Here is a 20377-nt window from a genome sequence, read left to right on the forward strand (position 1 = left end):
CCGAAGTGCGCTACCGCGCCCCTACGCGGTGCTACTGCCTCAGCCGGTGAACGCTCACCTGTCTTCGATAATCGCGTTACTGGTCGATGAGTATCGGTGCGGATTGATTTCGTTGGACACGGCTCACTGCCTCCCTATCTAGCCGGGAAATCACATGGCCCGCCAATCCTCGACACCTTTGTTGAATCACGGCCAGTACGCGTGAACTGCGCGGACCACGATCACCAAGGCTGCCCGTAGCGTCACAGCCATGTCAACCCGCCAAAACCGGGGGCTGAACGCTGGGAGTCGGCTGTGGGTGGCAACCGCGCGGAATGATCTGGATTCTTTTGGTTGACGCATCACTATGTTGCTTGGGCGTAACACATACCGCAATCCGGCATCGCCATTTTGTCGCCTGCGCAGACAGCGGAATGGCCGAATGGCTCGGCACCCTTGCGCGGTGCCATTTTGAACGTAGATACAGGGGTTGACCAGTGGGTGGATCTGTTCGAGGATCAACGACGAGGCACGACGGTTTTCCTTGCCTGGCTCGGAGCGGGTGCTGTGATTTGGCTGCGCGGATAGGAACACTGTGGTGCGGGAGCGTCCGGGGGAGATCGTTGAGTAATACAACGCCCGGCTGGTCAGCTGATCTCGGTGAAGTCGTGCAACTCGCGATCGCGGAGCTGTTGGTCGCGGACTCGCCGCGCGTAAAAGGGGAGAACGCGGCGCACGTGCGCATGCTGGCCGAATCACCGGATGATTTGCCGCCGATCCTGGTGCACCGGCTGACGATGCACGTCATCGACGGACGGCATCGACTGAAGGCGGCGCAATTGCGTGGCGACAGCACGATCACCGCGGTGTTCTTCGACGGCGAGCCGAGAGAGGCGTTCGTCCTAGCAGTGAGACTCAACATGACCCATGGTCTGCCCTTGTCGCTCGCCGACCGGAAAGCCGCTGCGCTGCGGATAGTTTCGCTTTATCCGGAATGGTCGAATCGGGCCATCGCGGCCGCATCCGGCATCTCGGACAAGACCGTCGGGGTGATCCGCCGCAACGCCACTGCGGAAATTCCGCAGTCGACCGATCGGATCGCCCGCAACGGCGTGCTGCACCGGGCGGGCAGCCGGGAGGGGCGGCTGCGGGCCGCCGCACTGTTCGTCGCGAACCCGGTCGCCTCGACGCGGGCCGTGGCCACGGCGGCCGGGATATCCGCGACCACCGCCAAGAATGTCCGAGATCGGTTGCGCCGCGGCGAGGATCCGGTGCCGCCGCGTCAGCGGGCCGCCGAGCAGGTCGAGCGGCAGCGCGCTGAGTCCGCCGAGCGGCAACGCGTGGAGTCTGCGGAACGGCAGCGCGTGGAGTCCGCCGAGCGGCAGCGCACCGAGCGGTTCGAACGCCGCGCCGAGCCTGCCGAGCAGCGCGCCGACACCACTATGCGGAACGTGAATGCCGCTGTGGCACAACGTCGCTGGACGCCAGACCTGACGCCGATCGTGCAGCGGCTTCGTAGCGACCCCTCGCTGCGTTTCACCGAATCGGGCCGTGTCCTGCTGCGCTGGCTGGAGGCGTCGGCCGCGGCCATCGCCGAACGCGACAAGCTCGCGGCCAACCTGCCTGATCACTGTGTGCCCGCCGTCGCCGCGCTCGCGCAACAGTATTCGGAGGAATTGCGGCAATTCGCCGCGGTGCTCAATCGGCGGATCGCCGACGCGTCCTGATTCGCGTCACCGACTCCACATCCCGGGCGGTCGATAGCCGCCCGGTCGTTGCCATGCTACCGATTCGGCCGGAAACTGTTGTCCTGCCGCATTGTTCGAATGGCTGAGGCAGATAAGCAGGACCGCGATCAACGCCGCCGTATCCGCCTCGGACGGCGCACCGGACAGCACGGATATCGAACCGACTACGGGCTGGTTCACATCGGCGGGTTCCCGTGCTTGCGGGCGGGCAGCTCGGTGCTCTTCGCGCGCAACATGGCCAGGGCATCGACGAGGACCGACCTGGTCGACGCGGGATCTATCACGTCGTCGACCAACCCACGCTCGGCGGCGTAATAGGGATGCATCAATTGCTGCTGATATTCCTTGATGCGTTGGCTGCGCGTCGATTCCGGGTCGGACGCCTGCGCGATCTCCTTGCGGAACACCACGTTCGCGGCACCCGCCGCACCCATGACCGCTATCTCGTTGGTCGGCCAGGCGAAGGACAAATCGGCGCCGATCGACCTGGAATCCATCACGATGTAGGCGCCGCCGAACGCTTTGCGCAAAATAACCTGCACGCGCGGGACGGTGGCATTGCAGTAGGCGTACAACAGCTTCGCGCCGTGTCGAATGATGCCGCCATGTTCCTGTGCGGTGCCGGGCAGGAATCCGGGCACATCGACAAGCGTCACCAAGGGAATGCTGAACGCGTCGCACATCTGGACGAATCTGGCCGCTTTCTCCGACGCGTGGATATCGAGCACACCGGCCAGCACGGCGGGCTGGTTGGCGACGACGCCGACCACGTGCCCGTCCATCCTGGCCAGTCCGCAGATAATGTTTCGCGCCCAATGCTCGTGCACCTCGAACAGTTCGCCGTCGTCGACGATCTCCTCGATCACCGGGGTGATGTCGTAGGCGTGATTCGGATTGCTCGGAATCAGGTCGATCAGCGCGTCGTTGCGCCGATGCGGCGGGTCGCCACCGCGCCGCACCGGCGGCAGCTCCCGATTGTTGGACGGCAGCAGGGAAATGAGGAATCGGACCTCGGCGAGGCACTCCGCCTCGGTGTCGTAGGCGAACGCGCACGCGCCGGAGATACTGCTGTGCACCTCCGTGCCGCCGAGCTCATCGTGGGTCACCTCCTCACCGGTCACCGACTGCACGACGTCGGGCCCGGTGATATACATCTGCGCGATACCGCGGACCATGAACACGAAATCGGTGAGCGCGGGGGAGTAGGTCGCGCCGCCAGCGCACGGGCCGAGCATCACGCTGATCTGCGGTATCACTCCGCTGGCCCGCACGTTGCGCGAGAAAATGCCGCCGTAGCCCGCCAGCGCGCTGACGCCCTCCTGGATGCGCGCGCCCGCCCCGTCATTGAGGCTGACAATCGGCGCGCCCGCCGAGTGCGCGAGGTCCATCACCTTGTGGATCTTCTCGGCGTGCGCCTCCCCGAGCGATCCGCCGAAGATTCGGAAGTCGTGCGCGTAGACGAAAACCGTTCTGCCGTAAACGGTTCCCCAGCCGGTGACGACGCCGTCGGTGTCGGGCCTGCGATCCTCGAGATCGAATCCGGTGGCCCGATGCCTGCGGAACTGTTCGATCTCGCGGAAGCTGCCGTCATCGAAGAGCAGCTCGATCCGTTCCCGGACCGAGAGCTTGCCTCGGACCCACTGGGCATTCGTGGCCTGCTGCGACGGCCCCGCCGCCGCGCGCTCGCGTCGCGCGTCGAGTTCGGCGAGCTTGTTGTGCATGCTCGGCCCCGGCCGCCGCGGTTCGGCTGCCGCGTGGGTTCCGCCCATCTCGTCGATCACGGTCATGGATTCCGCCCATTCTTCGCAGAGGTCTGCGGCAAGTGTGGCTGCGTCACGGCGGGTTGCGGCATCCCGATTGCCCCCTAAACGCGTTGGCCACACCCCTAAACAGCTGCCGTGGCCAGATACTCGGGATCCGCACAATCGCTGTCCAGGTTTGCCTTCGACGGTATCGCCGTCGCGGCAGGCCAGGGAACCCGCCGATACACTGAGCGAGATGCGCCGTCGCGCACGGGTTTTGGTTCGGCGGTCCGGTATGTTCTGGCAGGGTGGCAGATGTGACCGAGTTCAGCGACCGGGGCGAGCTGACGTACCTGGTCGAAATCTCCGAGGACGACCGCGCCAGCCCCCTCTGGTGGCAGGTGACGAACACGGGCGGGGCCGCCCAGGTCGCGGCGGCATTGGTCGAGATGGCGGTGCGTTTGGAGCTCGAACTGCCGTACCACCCGAGCGAGGTCCGCTGCTGGTACCGCTATGAAGTGCGCTGGTCCGACGGCGCGATCCTGGAGGGCTTCGAGGGCGCGGTAGCACCCCTGCTCATTCCGGACGACCTACGTGCGCTGGCTCGGTCGGTCATCTCGGTGACCGTCCGCGATCGGCGACGACGCACTGAGTAACGGCGCTCAGGTCACACCGCATTCCAAGACGTCGAAGGCGGTCTCGGTTCGGGCGACCGCAGCGGGGTAGATGTCGTCGGCCCGCTGGCCGGATCGTATTGCCTTGGCGTTGTGATACGTCAGGATCCGTTGCGCGCTGAAGACTTGTGCCGCAACGAGATGCGCGGTGAACTCGTCGCTCGGCTGGACGGTAGTGCGCAGCGCGTCGGCGAGATCTTGCTCCTGGGCGACCATGTATCCGGCCAGGTGAGCCATCAGGGCGGGCGTCGAGTAGAGCAGGTTGTGGAAGGTGACGGCTTCCGGACTGTCGTTGAGTCCGGTGAGCGGATCGCGCTTGGCGAGCAGGTCGAGGAAGTTCTGGCGGAGCGCACTCAGTGCGGACATGCCGGACGGGCGTTCCCGCACAACGACCGCGGACCCCCGCCCGCCGCCGATGAACCGGCGCAGCACCAGATCTTCCTTGGTCGGGAAGTAGGCGAACAGGGTTGGCTTGGAAACCTCAGCAGCGGCCGCGATATCGGCGACCGAGACGCCGTCGAACCCCGATTCCTGGAACAGCGCGAAGGCAGCGTCCACGATCGCCTGACGCGTGCGGCTCTTCTTGCGCTCGCGCAACCCGGGTTCCTCCATGGGCTCAGCCTAGCGAAATCCGACCGCGTTAATAACTTGACTTGGTTATATAATTGACCAAGTTAAGTATTTGCCGAGGTGGGGGTTGACGCGACCATGCAGCACACTGAGCACGACCACATCGAGCCCGAGATTCGCGTCGAACGCGACTACCTGAGCGACTGCCGCGCCGCGCTTGCCCGCATGCGCGACGCGGCAGTCCACGCGCTCGAGACGGGCAGGGGCGAAGGCGATGTCTTCGACAAGTTCCAGAACTTCGCGGCACGCCAGTTCCACACCAAGCAGATCAAGGAGCTGTCCGACCTCGAAGACGTGCCACTGTTCTTCGGGCGCTTGGACTTTCCGTTCGGCGAGGTCTACGACGACATTCGCGATCTCGGTTCGCCGTCGGCCGCGCCGGACAGCGATCGCGTCTATATCGGGCGCCGCGGCGTCAGTGACGCGGCCGGCGAACTGATGGTCATCGACTGGCGTGCCCCGCTGTCGCGCGCGTTTTATGAAGCGAGCCACCAGGATCCGATGAAGGTCCGGATTCGCCGCCGGTACGGCTTCGACCACAACGGCGAGCTGACCGCGTTCGAGGACGAACCGCTCGACCCGTGGTTCGCGCGGTCCGACGGCAGCGATCTGCTTGCCGCGGAGATCGAACGCCCGCGCAAGGGCCCGATGCGCGACATCGTCGCCACGATCCAGCCCGAACAGATGAGCCTGGTGCGCGCGCCGCTCGACCGCACACTGTGTGTCCAAGGGGCGCCCGGCACCGGGAAAACCGCTGTCGGCCTGCATCGTCTCGCGTATCTGCTGTTCACCGAGCGGGAACGGTTGCAGCGGGAGGGTGGGGTCGCCGTCATCGGTCCGAACCGTTCCTTCCTCGCCTATGTCCGCAACGTGCTGCCCGCGCTCGGCGAGGTCGAGGTATTGCAGACCACCGTCGATGAGCTGACCAACTTGGCGGGCATCACCGTCACCCCCGCCGATGATCCGATGGTAGAGCGGCTCAAGGGCGATGCCAGGATGGCCGAGGTCATCCGGCGCCACCTGTGGTCGCGAATCCGGCCGTACGAGGAGACCGTGCAGGTCAAGCACCTGCAACGCACGTGGCACGTGTATCCCGACGAGATCGCCGACGAGCTGGCGGAGGTGCGCGACCGCGGGTCCGACTACGGCAGCGGGATCGAGTTGCTCGCCCTGCGTCTGGGTCTGCTGGTGCTGCGCCAGATGGAACGGGCCGGGGATCCGGCCACCTCGACCACGCTGCGTCAGCTTCGCCGGAACAAGGCGATTGTTCGTGCCGTCCATAAGATGTGGCCCGAGGCCAGTGCCGATCGCCTAGTTTTCGATCTCCTCACCGACCCCGATCAGCTCGCCCGCGCGGCCGACGGCGTCCTCACCGCCGAGGAACAGCAGGCCATCCTGTGCGGGCCGCGCCCGCGCAGCCTGAAAGACATGCAATGGACCAGCCCCGACCTGGCGCTGATCGATGCGGCGGCGGCGATGATCGAGCGTCCGATGAAGCTGGGCCACATCGTGATCGATGAAGCGCAGGACCTCAGCCCCATGCAGATTCGGGCGATCGCCCGTCGCGTGACGGGCTCCTGCACGGTCCTCGGTGATCTGGCGCAGGCTACCAGCCCCTCGGCCGTCGAGGACTGGGCCTCCGTGCTCAACCATCTCGGCAGGGCGAACGGGCAGATCGAGGAACTGACCCGGGGCTACCGTGTTCCGGCACAGGTGATCGACTACGCCGCTCGACTGCTGCCGCATATCGCCCCGGAACTGCGTGGTCCGGCGTCGTATCGGCAGTCGGCCGATGCGCTGCGCATCACGAAGACGGCGCCGGGGGAGATGAACGAGACGGTTGCCGGGGCATGTGCCGCTGCGCTGGCCGACGAAGGGTCCGTCGGACTCATCGCCGCCGACCGGGATATCCCGGGACTCCATAAAGTGCTCTCCGACAACGGGTTAGCGCATGTCGTGCTCGGCGCCGACGGAACGAGCATCGACACCGCGCGGTTGAGTCTGATTCCGGTGACGCTCGCCAAAGGCCTGGAGTTCGACACCGTCCTGGTTGTCGAACCATCCCGCATCGCCGACTCGGAACAGCGTGGGCTGCAACGCCTTTACGTCGCGCTGACGCGAGCCGTCAGCAATCTGCGCATCATTCACGCCGATGATCTGCCGGAGCCGTTGGTGCAGGAACCCGCGATGAGTGTCTGACGCTGACGCAGCCGTATCGGAGCTGACTTCGGGGACACCGTCTGATTCGGCCGCCTCCGAAACGTTTCGGAGGCGGCCGCGGCGCGCCGGTCAGTCAGAAAGGTGTCTTTGTGGGCAACCGGCGCGGTTGTCAGTCGGTCCACAGGTGGGTGTCGTTGGCCTCGATCAGTGCACGGATACGTGCCACCGCGTTGTCGGCGGGTTGGGCGGGTAGGCGGCGTCCGTCTCGAAGTCGTACCGCCACATCGCCGTTCGCGGTCTCAGCCGGGCCGAGAATGAATTGGTATGGCACCAAACGGTTTTCTCGTACCCGTGCCGCCAGGCTGCCCTCCGCCACCACCCGTGCGCGCAGGCCCGCGGCGAGGCAACGGTCGAGAAGCTCTGCGGCGGCGGGCTCCTCGGCGTCGGAGATCGGCAGCACCGCCACCTGAAGCGGTGCCAGCCAGGCGGGGAAAGCGCCGCCGTGCTCTTCGATCAGCTGGGCGACCACCCGCTCGACGCTGCCGATGATGCTGCGGTGCACCATGACCGGGCGATGCTTCGCACCGTCGGCGCCGATGTAATGCAGGTCGAACTGCTCGGGCTGATAGAAGTCGACCTGCACAGTGGACAAGGTCGACTCCCGCCCGGCGTGATCGGTCACCTGGATATCGATCTTCGGGCCGTAGAACGCGGCCTCGCCCTCGACCGCCTCGTACCGGACTCCGGACCGATCGAGCACCTCGCTCAGAATCTTGCTCGCGCGCTGCCACATGTCCGGCGCCGCAACATATTTCCCGCTCGGGCCGGGCAGCGACAGCCGGTAGCGCGCATTGCCGATGCCCATGGCCCGATACGCGGAACCGATCAGCGCCAGCGCGCCGGTGGCCTCGTCGGCGACCTGGTCGAGGGTGCAGAAGATGTGCGCGTCATTGAGCTGGATGCCGCGCACCCGGGTCAAACCGCCTAGTACGCCGGACAATTCGGATCGATACATCGCGCCGAGCTCGGCCATTCGCAACGGAAGCTCGCGGTAGCTGTGCGAGCGAGACCGATACATCACCGCGTGATGCGGGCACAGGCTCGGCCGCAGCACCACCTGCTCGGCACCGAGGTCCATCGGCGGAAACATGTCATCGTCGTAATGTGCCAAGTGCCCGGATATTTCGTACAGTTCACGCTTGCCGAGCACCGGTGAGTACACGTGCTGGTACCCCGCCCGTCGTTCCGCACTGCGAACGTATTCCTCGAGGCTGTGGCGCACGATCGCACCGTCGGGCAACCAATACGGCAGCCCGGCGCCGATCAACGGGTCGGTATCGAACAACCCGAGTTCCCGGCCGAGTTTCCGATGGTCGTACATGTGGATCTCCTCCAGTCGAGGGCGGATGACCACATGGCGAAGCCCCGGGCATCCGCCCGGGGCTCTGCTCAGAACAAGGTTCAGCGCGCCGGGACGTCGTCCGGCGTCGTGATGAATTGAGCGCGCTGCACGTCGGCGACCCTACACCCACCACATTCCACCCAACAATTGCTTTTCCGCCGTGCAGACGGAGCTGGTCTACCAGTCGATAGTCCCCGTGGCGTCGAACAGCAGCCCGGTTCGGCCGTCCGGGGATGCGAGCGCCAGGCGCACTATTGTTTGCGCGCTCTGAGCAGCCGTGCTCGTGCCGGTGTGATTGTTCAACGCCGTCGCGGTGAAACCCGGATCAACAGCGTTGATATGGAAGTTGGGCAGGGCGCGCGCATATTGGTAGGTGAGCATGTTCAGTGCGGTTTTGGATACGGGATAGACCAGTCCCTGGAGCTGTGACTCCATGCGTTCGGGGTCACTGTTGATGGCGAACGACCCGCGGCCACTGGAGACATTGACGATGCGTGGGTGCACAGAATTGTGCAGCAGCGGCAGCAGACTATGCGTGACCCGTACGACGCCGAGCAGATTGACATCGAGGACATCGGCGAAGTCGTCGGCCGTAGTGGCCTCGACCGCAGGGCGACTACCACCGATTCCCGCGTTGTTGATCAGAATATCGACCCGGCCACCCGAACCGATCTCTTCAGCCGCGGCCATGACACTGACATCCTTGGTGACATCCAGTTCAACGACCCTGACATCACCGTCGATCTCGGCAGCGGCGGACAGACCCGCGGCAAGGTCGCGGGAGCCGAGCCATACCGTGCAACCACGGGCAGCCTGAACCGTCCCCACTTTCCGGCCGGCTTCATGGTTGAGTCATCACCGGCTGGGATGGCTGTTGTTGAGCGTAATAGGCGGCTTCGTACTCGACGGGTGGGATATGGCCGAGCAGGCTGTGCAGCCGCTGGTTGTTGTACCAGTCGACCCATTCCATCGTCGCGTACTCGACATCGTCGAGCGCCCGCAGTGGCCCGGTGAGAAACGGGCTGTCACGGGCGAGGGCTTCGGTCTTGAACAGCCCGATCGTCGACTCCGCCAGGGCGTTGTCGTAGGCATCGCCGATACTGCCGATCGAGGCCGCAATCTGTTCTGCGGCAAGGGTTTCTGCGAATCTTATCGAGGTGTATTGCGATCCCGCGTCGCTGTGATGGATCAATCCATCCTCAACGGCGTGACCATCGTGATCGCGCCGCCACAGCGCCATTCTCAGTGCGGTGGTGACCATGGCAGTGTCCTTGATCGTGGCGGCCTGCCAGCCCACGATGGAACGGGAGAAGCAGTCGATCACGAACGCCACATACACGAACCCCGACCAGGTGGGCACGTAAGTAAAGTCGGTGACCCACTTGCGATTTGGCTCGGTTGCGGTGAAGTCGCGGTCGAGAAGGTCCGGGGCGCGGCGATGACCGGCGCCTTTCCCGCCGATCGTGGTGCGGTGTTTGCCGCCGCGGACCACGCCCGACAGACCTTCGTCACGCATGAGTCGGTCGACGGTGCCGATCCCTACCTGGAGGCCCTGGCGGCGCAGATACGGGGTCATCTTGCGGCGCCCATACATTCCCTCGGGCGTGCCGATGGTGGCCAGCAATGCGTCGGTCAGGCGCGCGTCGGTCACTGTCCGCGCCGAAGCCGGCGCGGTTTTCCAGTTCCGATAGGTTCGTCCGGCGACCTGCACGCCCTGCTCGGTGAGCACGCGACAGATCGGATCGACCCGGAAACCCAGCCCCCGCATCTGATCGATGAACGCACAGATCACCGGCGGCGCGGGTCGATCTCCCGCGCGAAGAAAATCGAGGCAGCTTTCAGAATCTCGTTGGCCTCCTTCAGATCTCGGACTTCGCGTTCGAGTTCTTTGATCCGCGCCTGCTCCGCACTCGTCACACCGGGAGCCTTCCCGGTGTCAATCTGGGCCTGCTTCACCCAGACCCGCAACGACTCCGGGTGGACACCGAGCTTCGGGGCGAGCGCCTGGCAGGCGGCATACGCCGACGGATACCCGTCGAGGCGGTCCAGCACCATCTTCACCGCACGCTCACGCTGCTCGATCGGATAACGCTTGGGCATGGCCCACATCCTTCACAAGGAAAGAAGCGGCCGAAAAGCCGGGGCGGTTCAGCCAAGCCCCGCGCAATCTCCTTGCCAATGCCTTGATTCGCTCCCGTTACCACCGCCACTAGCCCCTCGGTCATATTTTGATCTTCTCACCGCCACCAACCACAGTGGGTAGGTGGCGCGTGACCAAGTCGCATTGTGTTGTGACACAACTAAATTGGCCACGGCGCTACTTGACCACGTCTCGAACGTCCTCGGCACCTGGGAGTTCGCGGAGCCGTCGTAGTGGGGAAGGCACGAGCCACAAAGATGCGGTGAGGGCGCCGATTACGGCTGTCCAGAGGGTGGGGCGCAGGCCGATGGTGGTGGCCAGGGCGGCGGCGGTGAGGGAGCCAAGGGGGCGGGTGCCGAAGTTGATGGTGCGATAGGCGCCGAAGACGCGGGAGCGCAGGTTGTTCGGGGTGATGGCGGTGAGAATGGAGGAGACGGCGATGTCGAGCCACATCACGCCTAGCCCGGAACCGAATTCTGCTGCCAAGAGGAGGCCGAGGACGGCGGGGGTCGGGCCGTGAGCGGCGGGGATCAGCAGCATGGGGGCGGGGAAACAGATGCAGCCGAGGAGGAAGGTGGGGCCGACGCCGATTCGGGTGGTGAGCGGTTTGGCGAGGAACGCGCCGAGTAACCCGCCGACGGCGCCCGCGCCCAAAACTATGCCGATCAGGCCGGGTTCGAGGTGCAAGGCGTTGGTGGCGTAGAGCATGAACTCCGCGGCGACCATGATGGTGAAGAAGTTGGCGGTGGCGGTGGCGGCGAGTGCGGTGCGCATGATGGGGGAGTGCGCGATGTACCGGATTCCTTCGATGAGCTGGCCGCGCGCGGCTCGCTCAGGCGATGGTTCGGGCGGTGCGATGCTGGACAAGGTGAGGGCCGAGACGGCGAACGAGGCCGCGTCGGCGAACAGGGCGAACGGTGCCGACAGCACCTGTATCAGGAAGCCGCCGATGCTTGGACCGGCCATCCGGGACATGGCGCGGCTGCCGTTGAGTAGGGAGTTGCCGGCTATATATCGTTGTGGCGGAACGAGAGCGGGGAACAATGGCGCGTTGCAGACGTCGAAGAGAACGGAAAGCGTGCCCGCTGCGAATGCCACGACGTAGAGCTGGGTGAGGGTCAGTCCGTCGAAGAGATAGGCCAGGGGGATGCTGGCAATGAGGACGAGGCGACCCAGATCTGCCGCGATCATCACACGGCGGCGACGAGTTCGGCGGTCCGCCCAGACTCCGGCGTGCAAGCCGAAGAGCAAGTGCGGCAGCCATCCCGCCGCCGCGAGATAGCCCATCTGTGCGGCATCGGCATGCGTGACGAGAACGGCGACCAACGGAATCACCACGACCGAGACCTCGTCGCCGAATCCGGACATCGTCTGGCCGGTCCAATAGCGGCGGAAGCTCACGTCCCGCAGGAGCTCGGGGAGCCAGCCTTTTCCGTTGGTGGACAGCGTAATTGGCGTATCGGAAGTTCGATCAGCGGCGGTCACTGCTCAGCCCTGCGGGTTGTCCCTGTTGGTGTCCAGCGGAATGGCCAACTGCAACACGGTAATTGGCCTCGAGTGAGCGGGGCGCTTGGTCGAGTCGTCGATTCGTTCCAGATACGGCTGCATCAACTCTTGAAACTTTTCGCCAAGCTCGTGTAACTCCGCCACCGTCAAATGCAGCATGGTGTCGCCGAACCGAGCGGCTTCCTGCCACTGGGCCGGTTCCTCGGCACGCGTCTGAATCCAACGCGCCATGATTTCGAAATACCGCTCGGCAACGGCCAATTCGAGCGCCTCCGTGGCCGCTGCCGCCGCAGGATCCGCAGTGTGCGCCTCCCAGCTGGTGAACATCGCGGTGGCTTGCCACGGCTTCTCCCGCCCGCGACCACCCCCGGCCTTCTCCACCAACCCGTACTTCGCGAGCTGGCGCAGATGGAAGGAGCAACTGGCGACGCTCTCCCCGATAGCGTCTGCGGCCTGAGTGGCCGTCATCGGACCACTGCGCCGCAAAAGCCCCACCAGCGCCAACCGGGTCGGATGCGCGTAGGCGCGCAGCGCTCGCGGGTCGGTCAGCTGGATGGAACGGGGCGAATCCTGATCAGCCACCATCTAAAGATATCTTTAGAAAGACTTCTTTACAAGCGAGAGTCGTTGCGTGACATGGACAGACCAGCTGCACGAGTCGTACTGCAGTGTGTGATGCGAGGGCCGCGGCTACGGGACCCCGACCGGTCCCAGGCAGCTGGCTGGGGGATCGATCAGTAGGCAGAACGAGGGGCCGCGGGTGGGGTGGTAGTCGGCGGGGACGCCGCCTTCGTTGATGAGTTGGGTATAGGTGCCGACGGCGTCGGTGGGGCGGCGGGTGAGGCCGGGGTCGCCGAGCACGTCTACTGTGTAGAGGCCGAAACGTGGTGTGTAGCTGCCCCATTCGTAGTTGTCGGTGATGCTCCAGTAGTTGTAACCCATGACGTTCATGCCGTCGGCCTTGGCGCGCTGGATCCAATAGACGGTGTCGCGCAGGTGGTCGCTGCGGGTGTAGCCGTCGGCCCGGGGGCGGCCGTTGTCGGTGGGCATGCCGTTCTCGACGATGTAGAGCGGTTTGCCGGGGAAGCGGCGCGAATAGAATTGCAGCGCATAGTAGATGCCCTCGGTGCGCAAGGGTAGATCCCAGATGTTCTGGCCCGGCAGGTTCGGCATGGCGGATCCGGTTGCCCTGGTGATGGATCCGAGTAGCGACTGCACCGGATCGTAGGCGAAGTAGTAGTCGAGGCCCACGTAGTCGAGCCGGTTCCCGATCCGATCGAGTAGTGCCCCGTTGACCTGTGCTTCCGAGCCTGCGACGTAGCCGACGTTGCTGGTTACCTGTGCGCCGGGCTGGATTTGGTGGATGTAGTCGTAGATGGCGTTGTGCGCCTGCGCGATCCGCTCCAGCATGTCGCCGGGATCGGCGGCGCCGTGGCCGACCTCCTGCGCGATGTAGGCGGCCGGTTCATTCACGGTGACCCACAGCGGATTAGCGGAGGCATAGTGGTCGACCACCGCGCGCATATTGGCCAGCCAGTCGTCGACCATGCCCGGATTGCGCCAGCCGCCGCGGTCGACGGCCCAGCCCGGGTACACCCAGTGGTCGAGGGTGATCATCGGTCGCATCCCCGCGCGCACGATATTCGCGATGACGCCATCGTAGAAATGGAATGCTTGCTCGTCCCATATCCCCGGTGCCGGTTGCAATCGGGCCCATTCGATACCGACTCGGAACACCCGAACGCCGAGCCCGGCCGCCAAGTCGATGTCCGACGCATAGCGGTCATAGAAGTCGACCGAGTCGTTCAGCGGGTCGTAGCCGTGGCTCGAGGAGATGTACCGCGACCAATTGCTGTCGGGCGCATGGCCTTCGGACTGGAATCCGGAGGCGGCGACGCCCCAGAGGAAACCCGCGTCCAACGATGCGGCGACCGGTTGAAGCGGTGGGGCCGCTGGCGCGCTCGTACATAACAGCACGGTCGACGCGGCGCCAGCGAGCACGGCCAAGGCATACCTACGAAACCGGAATCGCATCACCTCAGGGTAACTGGATGCTCGCCGTCTTCGGGCGGAACGTGCGATAGTCGGGTTCGGTCCGGCGAGTCGCTGCCGTGCGGTCAGATTTGACAGGGACGCAGACGGTTTCGTTCCTACTAGCTTCCGGCTCGGCGAATTCCGCTAGGCAATCAAGAGGTTCGCGGTGGTCAAACCTGTGACGATGCCGGTCGGTCGGCCGCGACGACCTGCAGTCGCGTGCGGATGGCGTGATCGTGCTGGTCAGTCCATTCGACAGCGGGGTCGGGTTCCAGCAGTGCCAGCACCGTCGAGGTGATCGTCAGTACGGGTTCGGACCACTTGGCGTCGGTAGGCTCCCCGAATGGGTTGACCCGCAGGCGGAGACCGAGGAGGTCGGGATTGGTGGGTGTCATGAGAATCAGCCCGCGCAGGGTGGCGGTGCCGACGCGGGCCAGCGTCGGGTAGCTGGCGCCGGGGATCGGCCGCAAACCGATAAGGTCGGATACCTCGGCGTAGGCAGTGGCGACCTGGTGCAGCAGGGAAAGTTCAGAATCCTGCAGCGCGGTCTGCACTTCCGCGCGCAGATCGCCGTCGGGCAGGCTGCGGAACGTGGCCTGCAGCGCGAGATTAGGTACCAGCGTCCCGCGGGCGGGCCTGAACAGGTGTGCGGCATCGCGCAATTCTCGCCGCGCTTCGCATACCAGCTCAGGCCCGGACCGGGTCAGTCGAGGCAGAACTCGTTGCCCTCGGGGTCGGCCATCACGATGAGTCCGGCCTCCATCGGGGGCGCGGGATCGGTGCGCCGCAGGCGTTTCGCGCCAAGCGCGACGAGCCGATCGCACTCGGCCTCCAGCGCGGCCATCCGTTCCGCTCCTTGCAGGCCTGGCGCCGCGCGAACGTCGAGATGGACGCGATTCTTGGCGACTTTGCCCTCCGGCACCTGCTGGAAGAACAGCCGAGGGCGCTGCCCGTCCGGGTCCTCGATGGCCGATCTCGTAGCGCGCTCGTGCTCCGGAACGCCGATTCGCGCGAGGAACTCGTCCCATGCCGCGAGCGGGTCGGCGCCCTCGGGCAGGTCGACGCCGGGCGGGCCGGGCAGAACGTAGCCGAGGACGTCGCGCCAGAAGATCGACAGGGCCCGCGGGTCATGCGCGTCGAAGGTGATCTGGACGTCGCGGCTCATCGGATAGCTCCATTCGTAGTGGTTCTGAGTTGATGGTCGCGGAGGGACTTCCACACGATCGAGTCCCCCCACGTCCATGCGCTCACCCTGACACTCCTAGCGGACAGGATCGGTCCGCTATTCTCGGGCAAGGAGGGTGACGTGGCAAGGGATGTGGAGCGGGATACGACCGAGCGGGTGCTCACGCTGCTCGGTTTGCTGCAGCAGCGCCAGATTTGGACCGGTCCCGAACTGGCCGACCGGCTCGGTGTCACGCCACGCACGGTGCGGCGCGATGTCGATCGGCTGCGCACGCTCGGGTATCAGGTGCATGCCGCCCAAGGTGTTGGCGGCGGCTACCAACTCGGGCCTGGACCGGATCTGCCGCCACTGCTGTTCGACGACGAGGAGGCGATCGCCACCGCGGTGTCGCTGCTCGTCGGCGCGGGTGGCGGGGCCGGTGCTGCCGCATTGCGCGCGTTGACCAAGCTCGACCGGGTGCTGCCTACTCGATTGCGGCATGAGGTGCGTGCGCTGTCCGGCTCGGTGGAGTCCTTCGGCGGGGGCCGGGCGTCGGTCGATTCGGAAACGCTCACGACGTTGGCGCGCACCTGCCGCGATGAGGTCGAGGTCGGTTTCGACTACCCGTCCGGCGACCAGTTGCGACGGCGGCGGGTCGAGCCGCATCGACTGGTCGCTTCGGAACGGCGTTGGTATTTGCTCGCTTTCGACCTCGATCGTGACGACTGGCGCAGCTTCCGCGTGGACCGGATGACCGAGGTGTCCGCACGGACCTGGCGTTTCCGGCCACGCGTCGCGCCCGACGCGGCGACCTATGTGCAGGAGGGTGTGGCGAGCCGGGTCTACTCGCGGCAGGCGCGGTTCCTCGTGCACGCGTCGGCGGAGACGGTGCGTTCGCGGTTCTCGGCGTCGGCGGCCGTCGTACGCCCGCGAGGCGCGGAGCTTTGCGAAATACTCAGCGGCGCCGACAATCTCGACGCTGTGCTCATGCGTGTGCTGCTACTCGGACACGAATTCGAGGTGCTCGATCCGCCGGAACTCGGAAGGCGTTGTCGCGCACTGGCGGAGGCGCTCCTGAAGGCGGGTGAACGATCACAGTGATGCGCTTCGGGTGGCGACGGGCTGGTCCTTGGACGAGCTGGCGACCCGCGCGCGGCGCAGTCCGTCCTCGCTCAGCCGGATCGAGAACGGTCAGTGGGGATCCGACCGAACTGCACACCTCAGTTCAGCGGCGCTCGGCGCGGGATCAACCGATGCGCCAGCCAGTGCGAAATGCTCGGCAGGTATGTCAACACCAGCACCGTGATACTGAATGCCACGCCGAGCGATGACCACTGGTCGAAATCGACGGTCGCCGAGACGGAGTGCTGTGCAGCGGTGACGCCGTCACATTCCCTGCCATAGCCGCAGGCGGGAATGGTGATGACAGATATGGCGAGAATGCCGATGCTCCCCGTTCCGAGCAGAATGCGTGCGGTCTTCTTGCGTAACATCCGGATTCCACCGACCACGAGTAGCAGCCCGGACGCGCCGAGCAGCAGTTCTTCGAGCTTGTTCAAGAACATGGATGGGTCGCCGATGTCGGCCAAGCCGAACGATAAGAAGACGGGTAGTTCGCACAAGATGACGATTCCGCCGAGGAAGGCCAGGACGCCCGCGATGAACGCGGTGACGCTGGTTGGCTCGGGTTGCCGAGGGTCGATCAATGACTTCTCCAAGCCGAGTATGTTGGCGGCCTCGACATAGAATCGAGACAGTGCTGATCTTCCCGACTCCGCGATGCGCTGTCCAGCCCATAGTTTCGCTGGGTGGTGCTGTGCTGCAACGGCTTTCGTTACATCGCGAATGTCGCAGGCGGTGCTTCGGTGCGTGGTGCCGCCGCTGCGGGCGCGACGTCGCACCGAAACCGGATTCGGCCGCGATGCGATCGGTCGGGTCGTTTGCGTTTCCAGCAGGCTGAGCACCCATCGACTTGCCATATAGGCAACAAACCGTGCATATGGCGCATGGCCGACTTACCGTGGCGCTATGACCCACGATCACGGTACCCAACCCGCCCACCAGCACGGACACGACCACGGGCGCGACGATGACCAGGCGGAAATCCTCGACCTCGACGCGGAAGTACTCGGGGAGCACATCGCGTCCATCGTCGAGTGGCTGCCGGTAGCGGCGAGTCCAAGCCGGATCGTCGACCTGGGCTGTGGAACCGGCGCAGGCACGTTCGCCTTGCTGACACGTTTCCCCGAAGCGCACGTGCTCGCCGTCGACTCTTCCACCGACCACCTGCACCGCCTACGCGAAAAGACTTGCGAGAAAGGACTTTCCGGCCGCGTGCGCGCGATCCAGGCCGACCTCGACACGACCTGGCCCGACCTCGGCACGCCCGACTTGGTGTGGGCCTCGGCCTCGATGCACCACATGGCCGATCCCGACCGCACCCTGCGTCAGGTCCACGACACCCTCGCCCCCGGCGGCCTCTTCGCCGTCATCGAACTCGCCGGTTTCCCCAGATTCCTCCCCGCCGACGCCCCCGAAAACGCGCCCGGCCTGGAGGAACGTTGCCACACCGCCAGCGACCGCTACCACGCCGAACACGTACCCCACCGCGGCGCCGATTGGGGCCCCAAACTGACCGCCGCGGGATTCACCCTCGAAGGCGAACGCACCATCACCGTCGACATCGAGCACTCCCGCTCCGAAGCAGTCGGCCGCTACGCGCTCAACGGGCTCCGCCGCATCCGCAACACCGTCGTGGACAACCTCTCGGCGAAAGACCTCACCGCCCTAGATCAACTCCTCGACACGAACAGCCCGCACAGCATCCTCCGCCGACCGGACCTCGCCGTACGCACCGAACGCGTCGTCTGGGCCGCTCGCCGCCCCTGAACGAGAAACCACCGGTGGCGGATAGGTGAAAACTACCGACGCGAGTGAACCCACCCAACCAGCACTCTTACGACATGCAACGAGAAGCCAACACCGCGGTCCGCCGCTCCGTCACCCTCATCACCGCCGCCGCGCTCGCCATCGCCGGAATATCCGCGCTGGCCGCGTGCGGTGACGACAAATCCGATAAGCCCGACGGGAAGCCCGCCATCGCCGAAAAGTGGGAGGCAGCCTGGAAGGCCAGCGACCCACAGGCCCTGGCCACCCTGTTCACCACCGACGGCGCCCGCTACACCGACCACGCCTTCTGGCGCACCAACAACGGCCGCGACGGGGTCGCCCAGTGGGCAACCAACACCAAGCATTTCATCCAGGGCGCCTCCATCAAGGTCGACGACGCATTCGGCAACGCGGACAAAGTCGCGATCAACTGGACATTCAGCGGACAACTAACCGGAGCCCCCAAACCATTCTCAGTACCCGCCGTCGCCATCCTCCAAATGCGCGGCAACGAGATCGTCTCCGACGACGACTACTACGACCGCGCCGACGTATTCCGCCAGTCCGGAATCCCAGCCGACACCACCTTCGGCTAACCGACCGACACCACGCGCTCGGCGTGGGCCGTTCGACCCACATCGGACAGCCCACGCCGCGCTTGCGCGGGAACCGGCCTGGATTCGGCAGTGCCGGTGTTGAGTTCGCCGCTACGTCCTGGGTGCAGGCAGGCGCCACAGGTCGACGGCAGCGCCGTGAGCAACGTGTCGTTCGTAGGTACGGACCTTGTCGCTGATCACATCGAGGCATTCGGTGAGTTCGGCGATCTTGGCGGTGACGTGTTGCTGGTGTTCTAGCAGTAGTTCCAGGCGCTCGCGCTGGGTGTCGGGACCGTGGCGGGCGAGGTCGGCGAACCGTCGGATGGTGGCCAACGGCATGCCGGAGGCGCGGAACTTTATGCAGTAGGACAGCCATTGCACGTCAGCTTCGGTGTATGCCCGGCGGCCGGCGGAGTCGCGCCGCACCGGCCCGGCGAGCAGCCCGTCGCGCTCGTAAAGACGCAGTGTGTGCACGCTCAGCCCGGTGCGTGCCGCGACCTGTCCGATGCTCAGTGTGGTGTCGGCCATGGCGCCGATCCTATGAGGTTGACTTAGACCTTGGTCTAGCTCCTAGCTTCGCCGTATGACTACGGCACAGCGCAAAATCGGTTCCGGATTCGGCCCGCGCAGCACCGCGACGGAAGTCCTGGACGGTATCGATCTGTCCGGCAAGCTCGCCATCGTGACCGGCGGATATTCCGGGCTCGGATTGGCGACCGTGCGTGCACTCGCTGCTGCGGGCGCGCGGGTGATTGTGCCCGCACGGCGGCCGGAAATAGGACGACAGGCGGTCGTGGATATCGACGGGGTCGAGGTCGATTCGCTCGACCTCGCCGATCTCGCCAGTGTGCGGGGATTCGCAGACCGCTTCCTGGCCGCACAGCGGCGCATCGACATCCTCATCGCCGGTGCGGGAATCATGGCCTGCCCAGAGACGCGGGTTGGGCCAGGCTGGGAGGCCCAGTTCGCGGTGAACCATCTCGGTCATTACGCGCTGGTCAACAGCTTGTGGTCGGCGATCGCAGAGGGTGCGCGGATCGTGGCCGTTTCCTCGGCCGGGCACCAGCTGTCCGGGATCCGATGGGACGACCCGCAGTTCACCGGCGGCTATGACAGGTGGCTGGCGTACGCCCAGTCCAAGACGGCGAATGCGCTGTTCGCGATGGAGCTCGACCGCCGTGGTCGCGACCTCGGGATCCGCGCTTTCTCACTGCATCCGGGAGCCATCCTTACTCCGCTGCAACGTCACCTGAGCCCGGCGGAGATGATTGAACGCGGCTGGATCGACGGCGACGGCAATCTGGTCGATCCCGAGTTCAAGACTCCGCAGGAGGGCGCGGCGACCCAGATCTGGGCCGCCACGTCGCCCCGATTGGCAGGCATCGGAGGTGTCTACTGCGAGGACTGCGATATCGCCGAACCTACGGACAGCGACGAGATGATCACCGGCGTGCGCGATCACGCCACCGATCCAGATCAAGCCACTCGATTGTGGGAGCTTTCGTCGCGGCTTACAGGGCTCGACGCGTCTGCAAGTCACTAGATCCGCGACGGTATCCGGGCGCCGGGTGGGTCTCGTTGGTCGGGGTCTTGGTCAGGTGATCATGGGGAACTGGTGGCGGCATTGTTCGAGAGGGCTCCGCCGTCAGTTCCCCGTGATCGCTTGTCCAGGAGTGTCTTTTGGGGGTTGTCGGCCAAACGCGCGCCGATGG

The 20377-nt window shown here is 65.3% G+C and carries 20 protein-coding genes; 8 read left to right on the top strand and 12 right to left on the bottom strand.

The window, feature by feature from the left end; genetic code table 11:
• Nucleotides 1-602: 602 nt before the first annotated feature.
• Entirely contained in the window at nucleotides 603-1706 is a 1104-nt protein-coding gene (locus OG203_RS42165) for a ParB N-terminal domain-containing protein (protein ID WP_405162784.1), read from the top strand.
• 197 nt (nucleotides 1707-1903) lie between these two features.
• Here OG203_RS42165 and OG203_RS42170 read toward each other — a convergent pair whose 3' ends face one another.
• Entirely contained in the window at nucleotides 1904-3514 is a 1611-nt protein-coding gene (locus OG203_RS42170; protein ID WP_405162785.1) for an acyl-CoA carboxylase subunit beta, read from the bottom strand.
• A gap of 272 nt (nucleotides 3515-3786) precedes the next feature.
• Here OG203_RS42170 and OG203_RS42175 point away from each other — a divergent pair, with 272 nt between their 5' ends.
• Entirely contained in the window at nucleotides 3787-4125 is a 339-nt protein-coding gene (locus OG203_RS42175) for a hypothetical protein (RefSeq protein WP_405162786.1), read from the top strand.
• A gap of 6 nt (nucleotides 4126-4131) precedes the next feature.
• On the opposite strand, the gene OG203_RS42180 is transcribed toward OG203_RS42175, so the two are convergent.
• A complete protein-coding gene (locus OG203_RS42180; protein ID WP_405162787.1) occupies nucleotides 4132-4755 on the bottom strand; it encodes a TetR/AcrR family transcriptional regulator in 624 nt (207 codons plus the stop codon).
• 96 nt (nucleotides 4756-4851) lie between these two features.
• Here OG203_RS42180 and OG203_RS42185 point away from each other — a divergent pair, with 96 nt between their 5' ends.
• Nucleotides 4852-6972 (top strand): HelD family protein, encoded by a 2121-nt coding sequence (locus tag OG203_RS42185; protein WP_405162788.1) that lies wholly within the window; start codon nucleotides 4852-4854, stop codon nucleotides 6970-6972.
• A 130-nt stretch (nucleotides 6973-7102) separates the two neighbouring features.
• Here the strand turns inward: OG203_RS42185 and thrS are convergent, their stop codons facing one another.
• From thrS to OG203_RS42225, 8 genes are all read right to left on the bottom strand, one after another.
• Nucleotides 7103-8347 (bottom strand): threonine--tRNA ligase, encoded by a 1245-nt coding sequence (gene thrS / locus OG203_RS42190; RefSeq protein WP_405162789.1) that lies wholly within the window; start codon nucleotides 8345-8347, stop codon nucleotides 7103-7105.
• A 165-nt stretch (nucleotides 8348-8512) separates the two neighbouring features.
• A complete protein-coding gene (locus tag OG203_RS42195) occupies nucleotides 8513-9163 on the bottom strand; it encodes an SDR family NAD(P)-dependent oxidoreductase (protein WP_405162790.1) in 651 nt (216 codons plus the stop codon).
• A gap of 13 nt (nucleotides 9164-9176) precedes the next feature.
• Nucleotides 9177-10435, bottom strand: a protein-coding gene (locus OG203_RS42200; RefSeq protein WP_405162070.1) for an IS3 family transposase whose coding sequence is annotated in 2 segments (ribosomal slippage) — nucleotides 9177-10162 and nucleotides 10162-10435 — 1260 coding nt in all. Because the reading frame shifts where the segments join, the coding sequence is not laid out codon by codon here.
• Nucleotides 10436-10652: 217 nt separating this feature from the next.
• Nucleotides 10653-11960, bottom strand: a complete 1308-nt coding sequence (locus tag OG203_RS42205) for an MFS transporter (RefSeq protein ID WP_405162791.1) — start codon at nucleotides 11958-11960, stop codon at nucleotides 10653-10655.
• Nucleotides 11961-11963: 3 nt separating this feature from the next.
• Nucleotides 11964-12563: a winged helix-turn-helix domain-containing protein gene (locus tag OG203_RS42210; protein ID WP_405162792.1), complete on the bottom strand. Its 600-nt coding sequence runs from the start codon at nucleotides 12561-12563 to the stop codon at nucleotides 11964-11966.
• Between the two features lie 108 nt (nucleotides 12564-12671).
• Complete coding sequence (locus OG203_RS42215) at nucleotides 12672-14015, bottom strand: family 1 glycosylhydrolase (protein WP_405162793.1); 1344 nt, start codon at nucleotides 14013-14015, stop codon at nucleotides 12672-12674.
• A gap of 170 nt (nucleotides 14016-14185) precedes the next feature.
• A complete protein-coding gene (locus OG203_RS42220; protein ID WP_405162794.1) occupies nucleotides 14186-14677 on the bottom strand; it encodes a hypothetical protein in 492 nt (163 codons plus the stop codon).
• A gap of 41 nt (nucleotides 14678-14718) precedes the next feature.
• Entirely contained in the window at nucleotides 14719-15180 is a 462-nt protein-coding gene (locus OG203_RS42225; protein ID WP_405162795.1) for a VOC family protein, read from the bottom strand.
• Nucleotides 15181-15321: 141 nt separating this feature from the next.
• On the opposite strand from OG203_RS42225, the gene OG203_RS42230 reads away from it, so the two are divergent.
• Both OG203_RS42230 and OG203_RS42235 read left to right on the top strand, forming a co-directional pair.
• A complete protein-coding gene (locus tag OG203_RS42230; protein WP_405162796.1) occupies nucleotides 15322-16281 on the top strand; it encodes a helix-turn-helix transcriptional regulator in 960 nt (319 codons plus the stop codon).
• A 10-nt stretch (nucleotides 16282-16291) separates the two neighbouring features.
• Nucleotides 16292-16486, top strand: a complete 195-nt coding sequence (locus OG203_RS42235) for a helix-turn-helix domain-containing protein (RefSeq protein WP_405168173.1) — start codon at nucleotides 16292-16294, stop codon at nucleotides 16484-16486.
• On the opposite strand, the gene OG203_RS42240 is transcribed toward OG203_RS42235, so the two are convergent.
• Nucleotides 16401-16898 (bottom strand): hypothetical protein, encoded by a 498-nt coding sequence (locus OG203_RS42240; protein WP_405162797.1) that lies wholly within the window; start codon nucleotides 16896-16898, stop codon nucleotides 16401-16403. The two genes, OG203_RS42235 and OG203_RS42240, sit on opposite strands and share 86 nt — an antisense overlap.
• Nucleotides 16899-17208: 310 nt before the next feature.
• On the opposite strand from OG203_RS42240, the gene OG203_RS42245 reads away from it, so the two are divergent.
• Both OG203_RS42245 and OG203_RS42250 read left to right on the top strand, forming a co-directional pair.
• Nucleotides 17209-18069 carry a class I SAM-dependent methyltransferase gene (locus tag OG203_RS42245; RefSeq protein ID WP_405162798.1) on the top strand — a complete coding sequence of 287 codons (861 nt, stop codon included), beginning with the start codon at nucleotides 17209-17211 and terminating at the stop codon, nucleotides 18067-18069.
• Nucleotides 18070-18143: 74 nt separating this feature from the next.
• Nucleotides 18144-18665 (top strand): nuclear transport factor 2 family protein, encoded by a 522-nt coding sequence (locus OG203_RS42250; RefSeq protein ID WP_405162799.1) that lies wholly within the window; start codon nucleotides 18144-18146, stop codon nucleotides 18663-18665.
• A 111-nt stretch (nucleotides 18666-18776) separates the two neighbouring features.
• Here OG203_RS42250 and OG203_RS42255 read toward each other — a convergent pair whose 3' ends face one another.
• Nucleotides 18777-19193, bottom strand: coding sequence for a MerR family transcriptional regulator (locus OG203_RS42255; RefSeq protein ID WP_405162800.1), 417 nt, complete (start codon nucleotides 19191-19193; stop codon nucleotides 18777-18779).
• Nucleotides 19194-19248: 55 nt separating this feature from the next.
• Here OG203_RS42255 and OG203_RS42260 point away from each other — a divergent pair, with 55 nt between their 5' ends.
• Nucleotides 19249-20208, top strand: coding sequence for an SDR family NAD(P)-dependent oxidoreductase (locus OG203_RS42260; protein ID WP_405162801.1), 960 nt, complete (start codon nucleotides 19249-19251; stop codon nucleotides 20206-20208).
• The last annotated feature ends 169 nt before the right edge of the window (nucleotides 20209-20377 follow it).

Origin of the sequence: Nocardia sp. NBC_01499, assembly GCF_045040275.1 — a bacterium.
Classification (GTDB): Bacteria; Actinomycetota; Actinomycetes; order Mycobacteriales; family Mycobacteriaceae; genus Nocardia.

Excerpts from the sequence above, each read along its gene's own strand:
- OG203_RS42170 (WP_405162785.1), bottom strand. The coding sequence starts at position 3,514 with ATGACCGTGATCGACGAGATGGGCGGAACCCACGCGGCAGCCGAACCG.
- OG203_RS42180 (WP_405162787.1), bottom strand. The coding sequence starts at position 4,755 with ATGGAGGAACCCGGGTTGCGCGAGCGCAAGAAGAGCCGCACGCGTCAG.
- OG203_RS42185 (WP_405162788.1), top strand. The coding sequence starts at position 4,852 with ATGCAGCACACTGAGCACGACCACATCGAGCCCGAGATTCGCGTCGAA.
- OG203_RS42215 (WP_405162793.1), bottom strand. The coding sequence starts at position 14,015 with ATGCGATTCCGGTTTCGTAGGTATGCCTTGGCCGTGCTCGCTGGCGCC.
- OG203_RS42225 (WP_405162795.1), bottom strand. The coding sequence starts at position 15,180 with ATGAGCCGCGACGTCCAGATCACCTTCGACGCGCATGACCCGCGGGCC.
- OG203_RS42245 (WP_405162798.1), top strand. The coding sequence starts at position 17,209 with ATGACCCACGATCACGGTACCCAACCCGCCCACCAGCACGGACACGAC.
- OG203_RS42250 (WP_405162799.1), top strand. The coding sequence starts at position 18,144 with ATGCAACGAGAAGCCAACACCGCGGTCCGCCGCTCCGTCACCCTCATC.
- OG203_RS42255 (WP_405162800.1), bottom strand. The coding sequence starts at position 19,193 with ATGGCCGACACCACACTGAGCATCGGACAGGTCGCGGCACGCACCGGG.
- OG203_RS42260 (WP_405162801.1), top strand. The coding sequence starts at position 19,249 with ATGACTACGGCACAGCGCAAAATCGGTTCCGGATTCGGCCCGCGCAGC.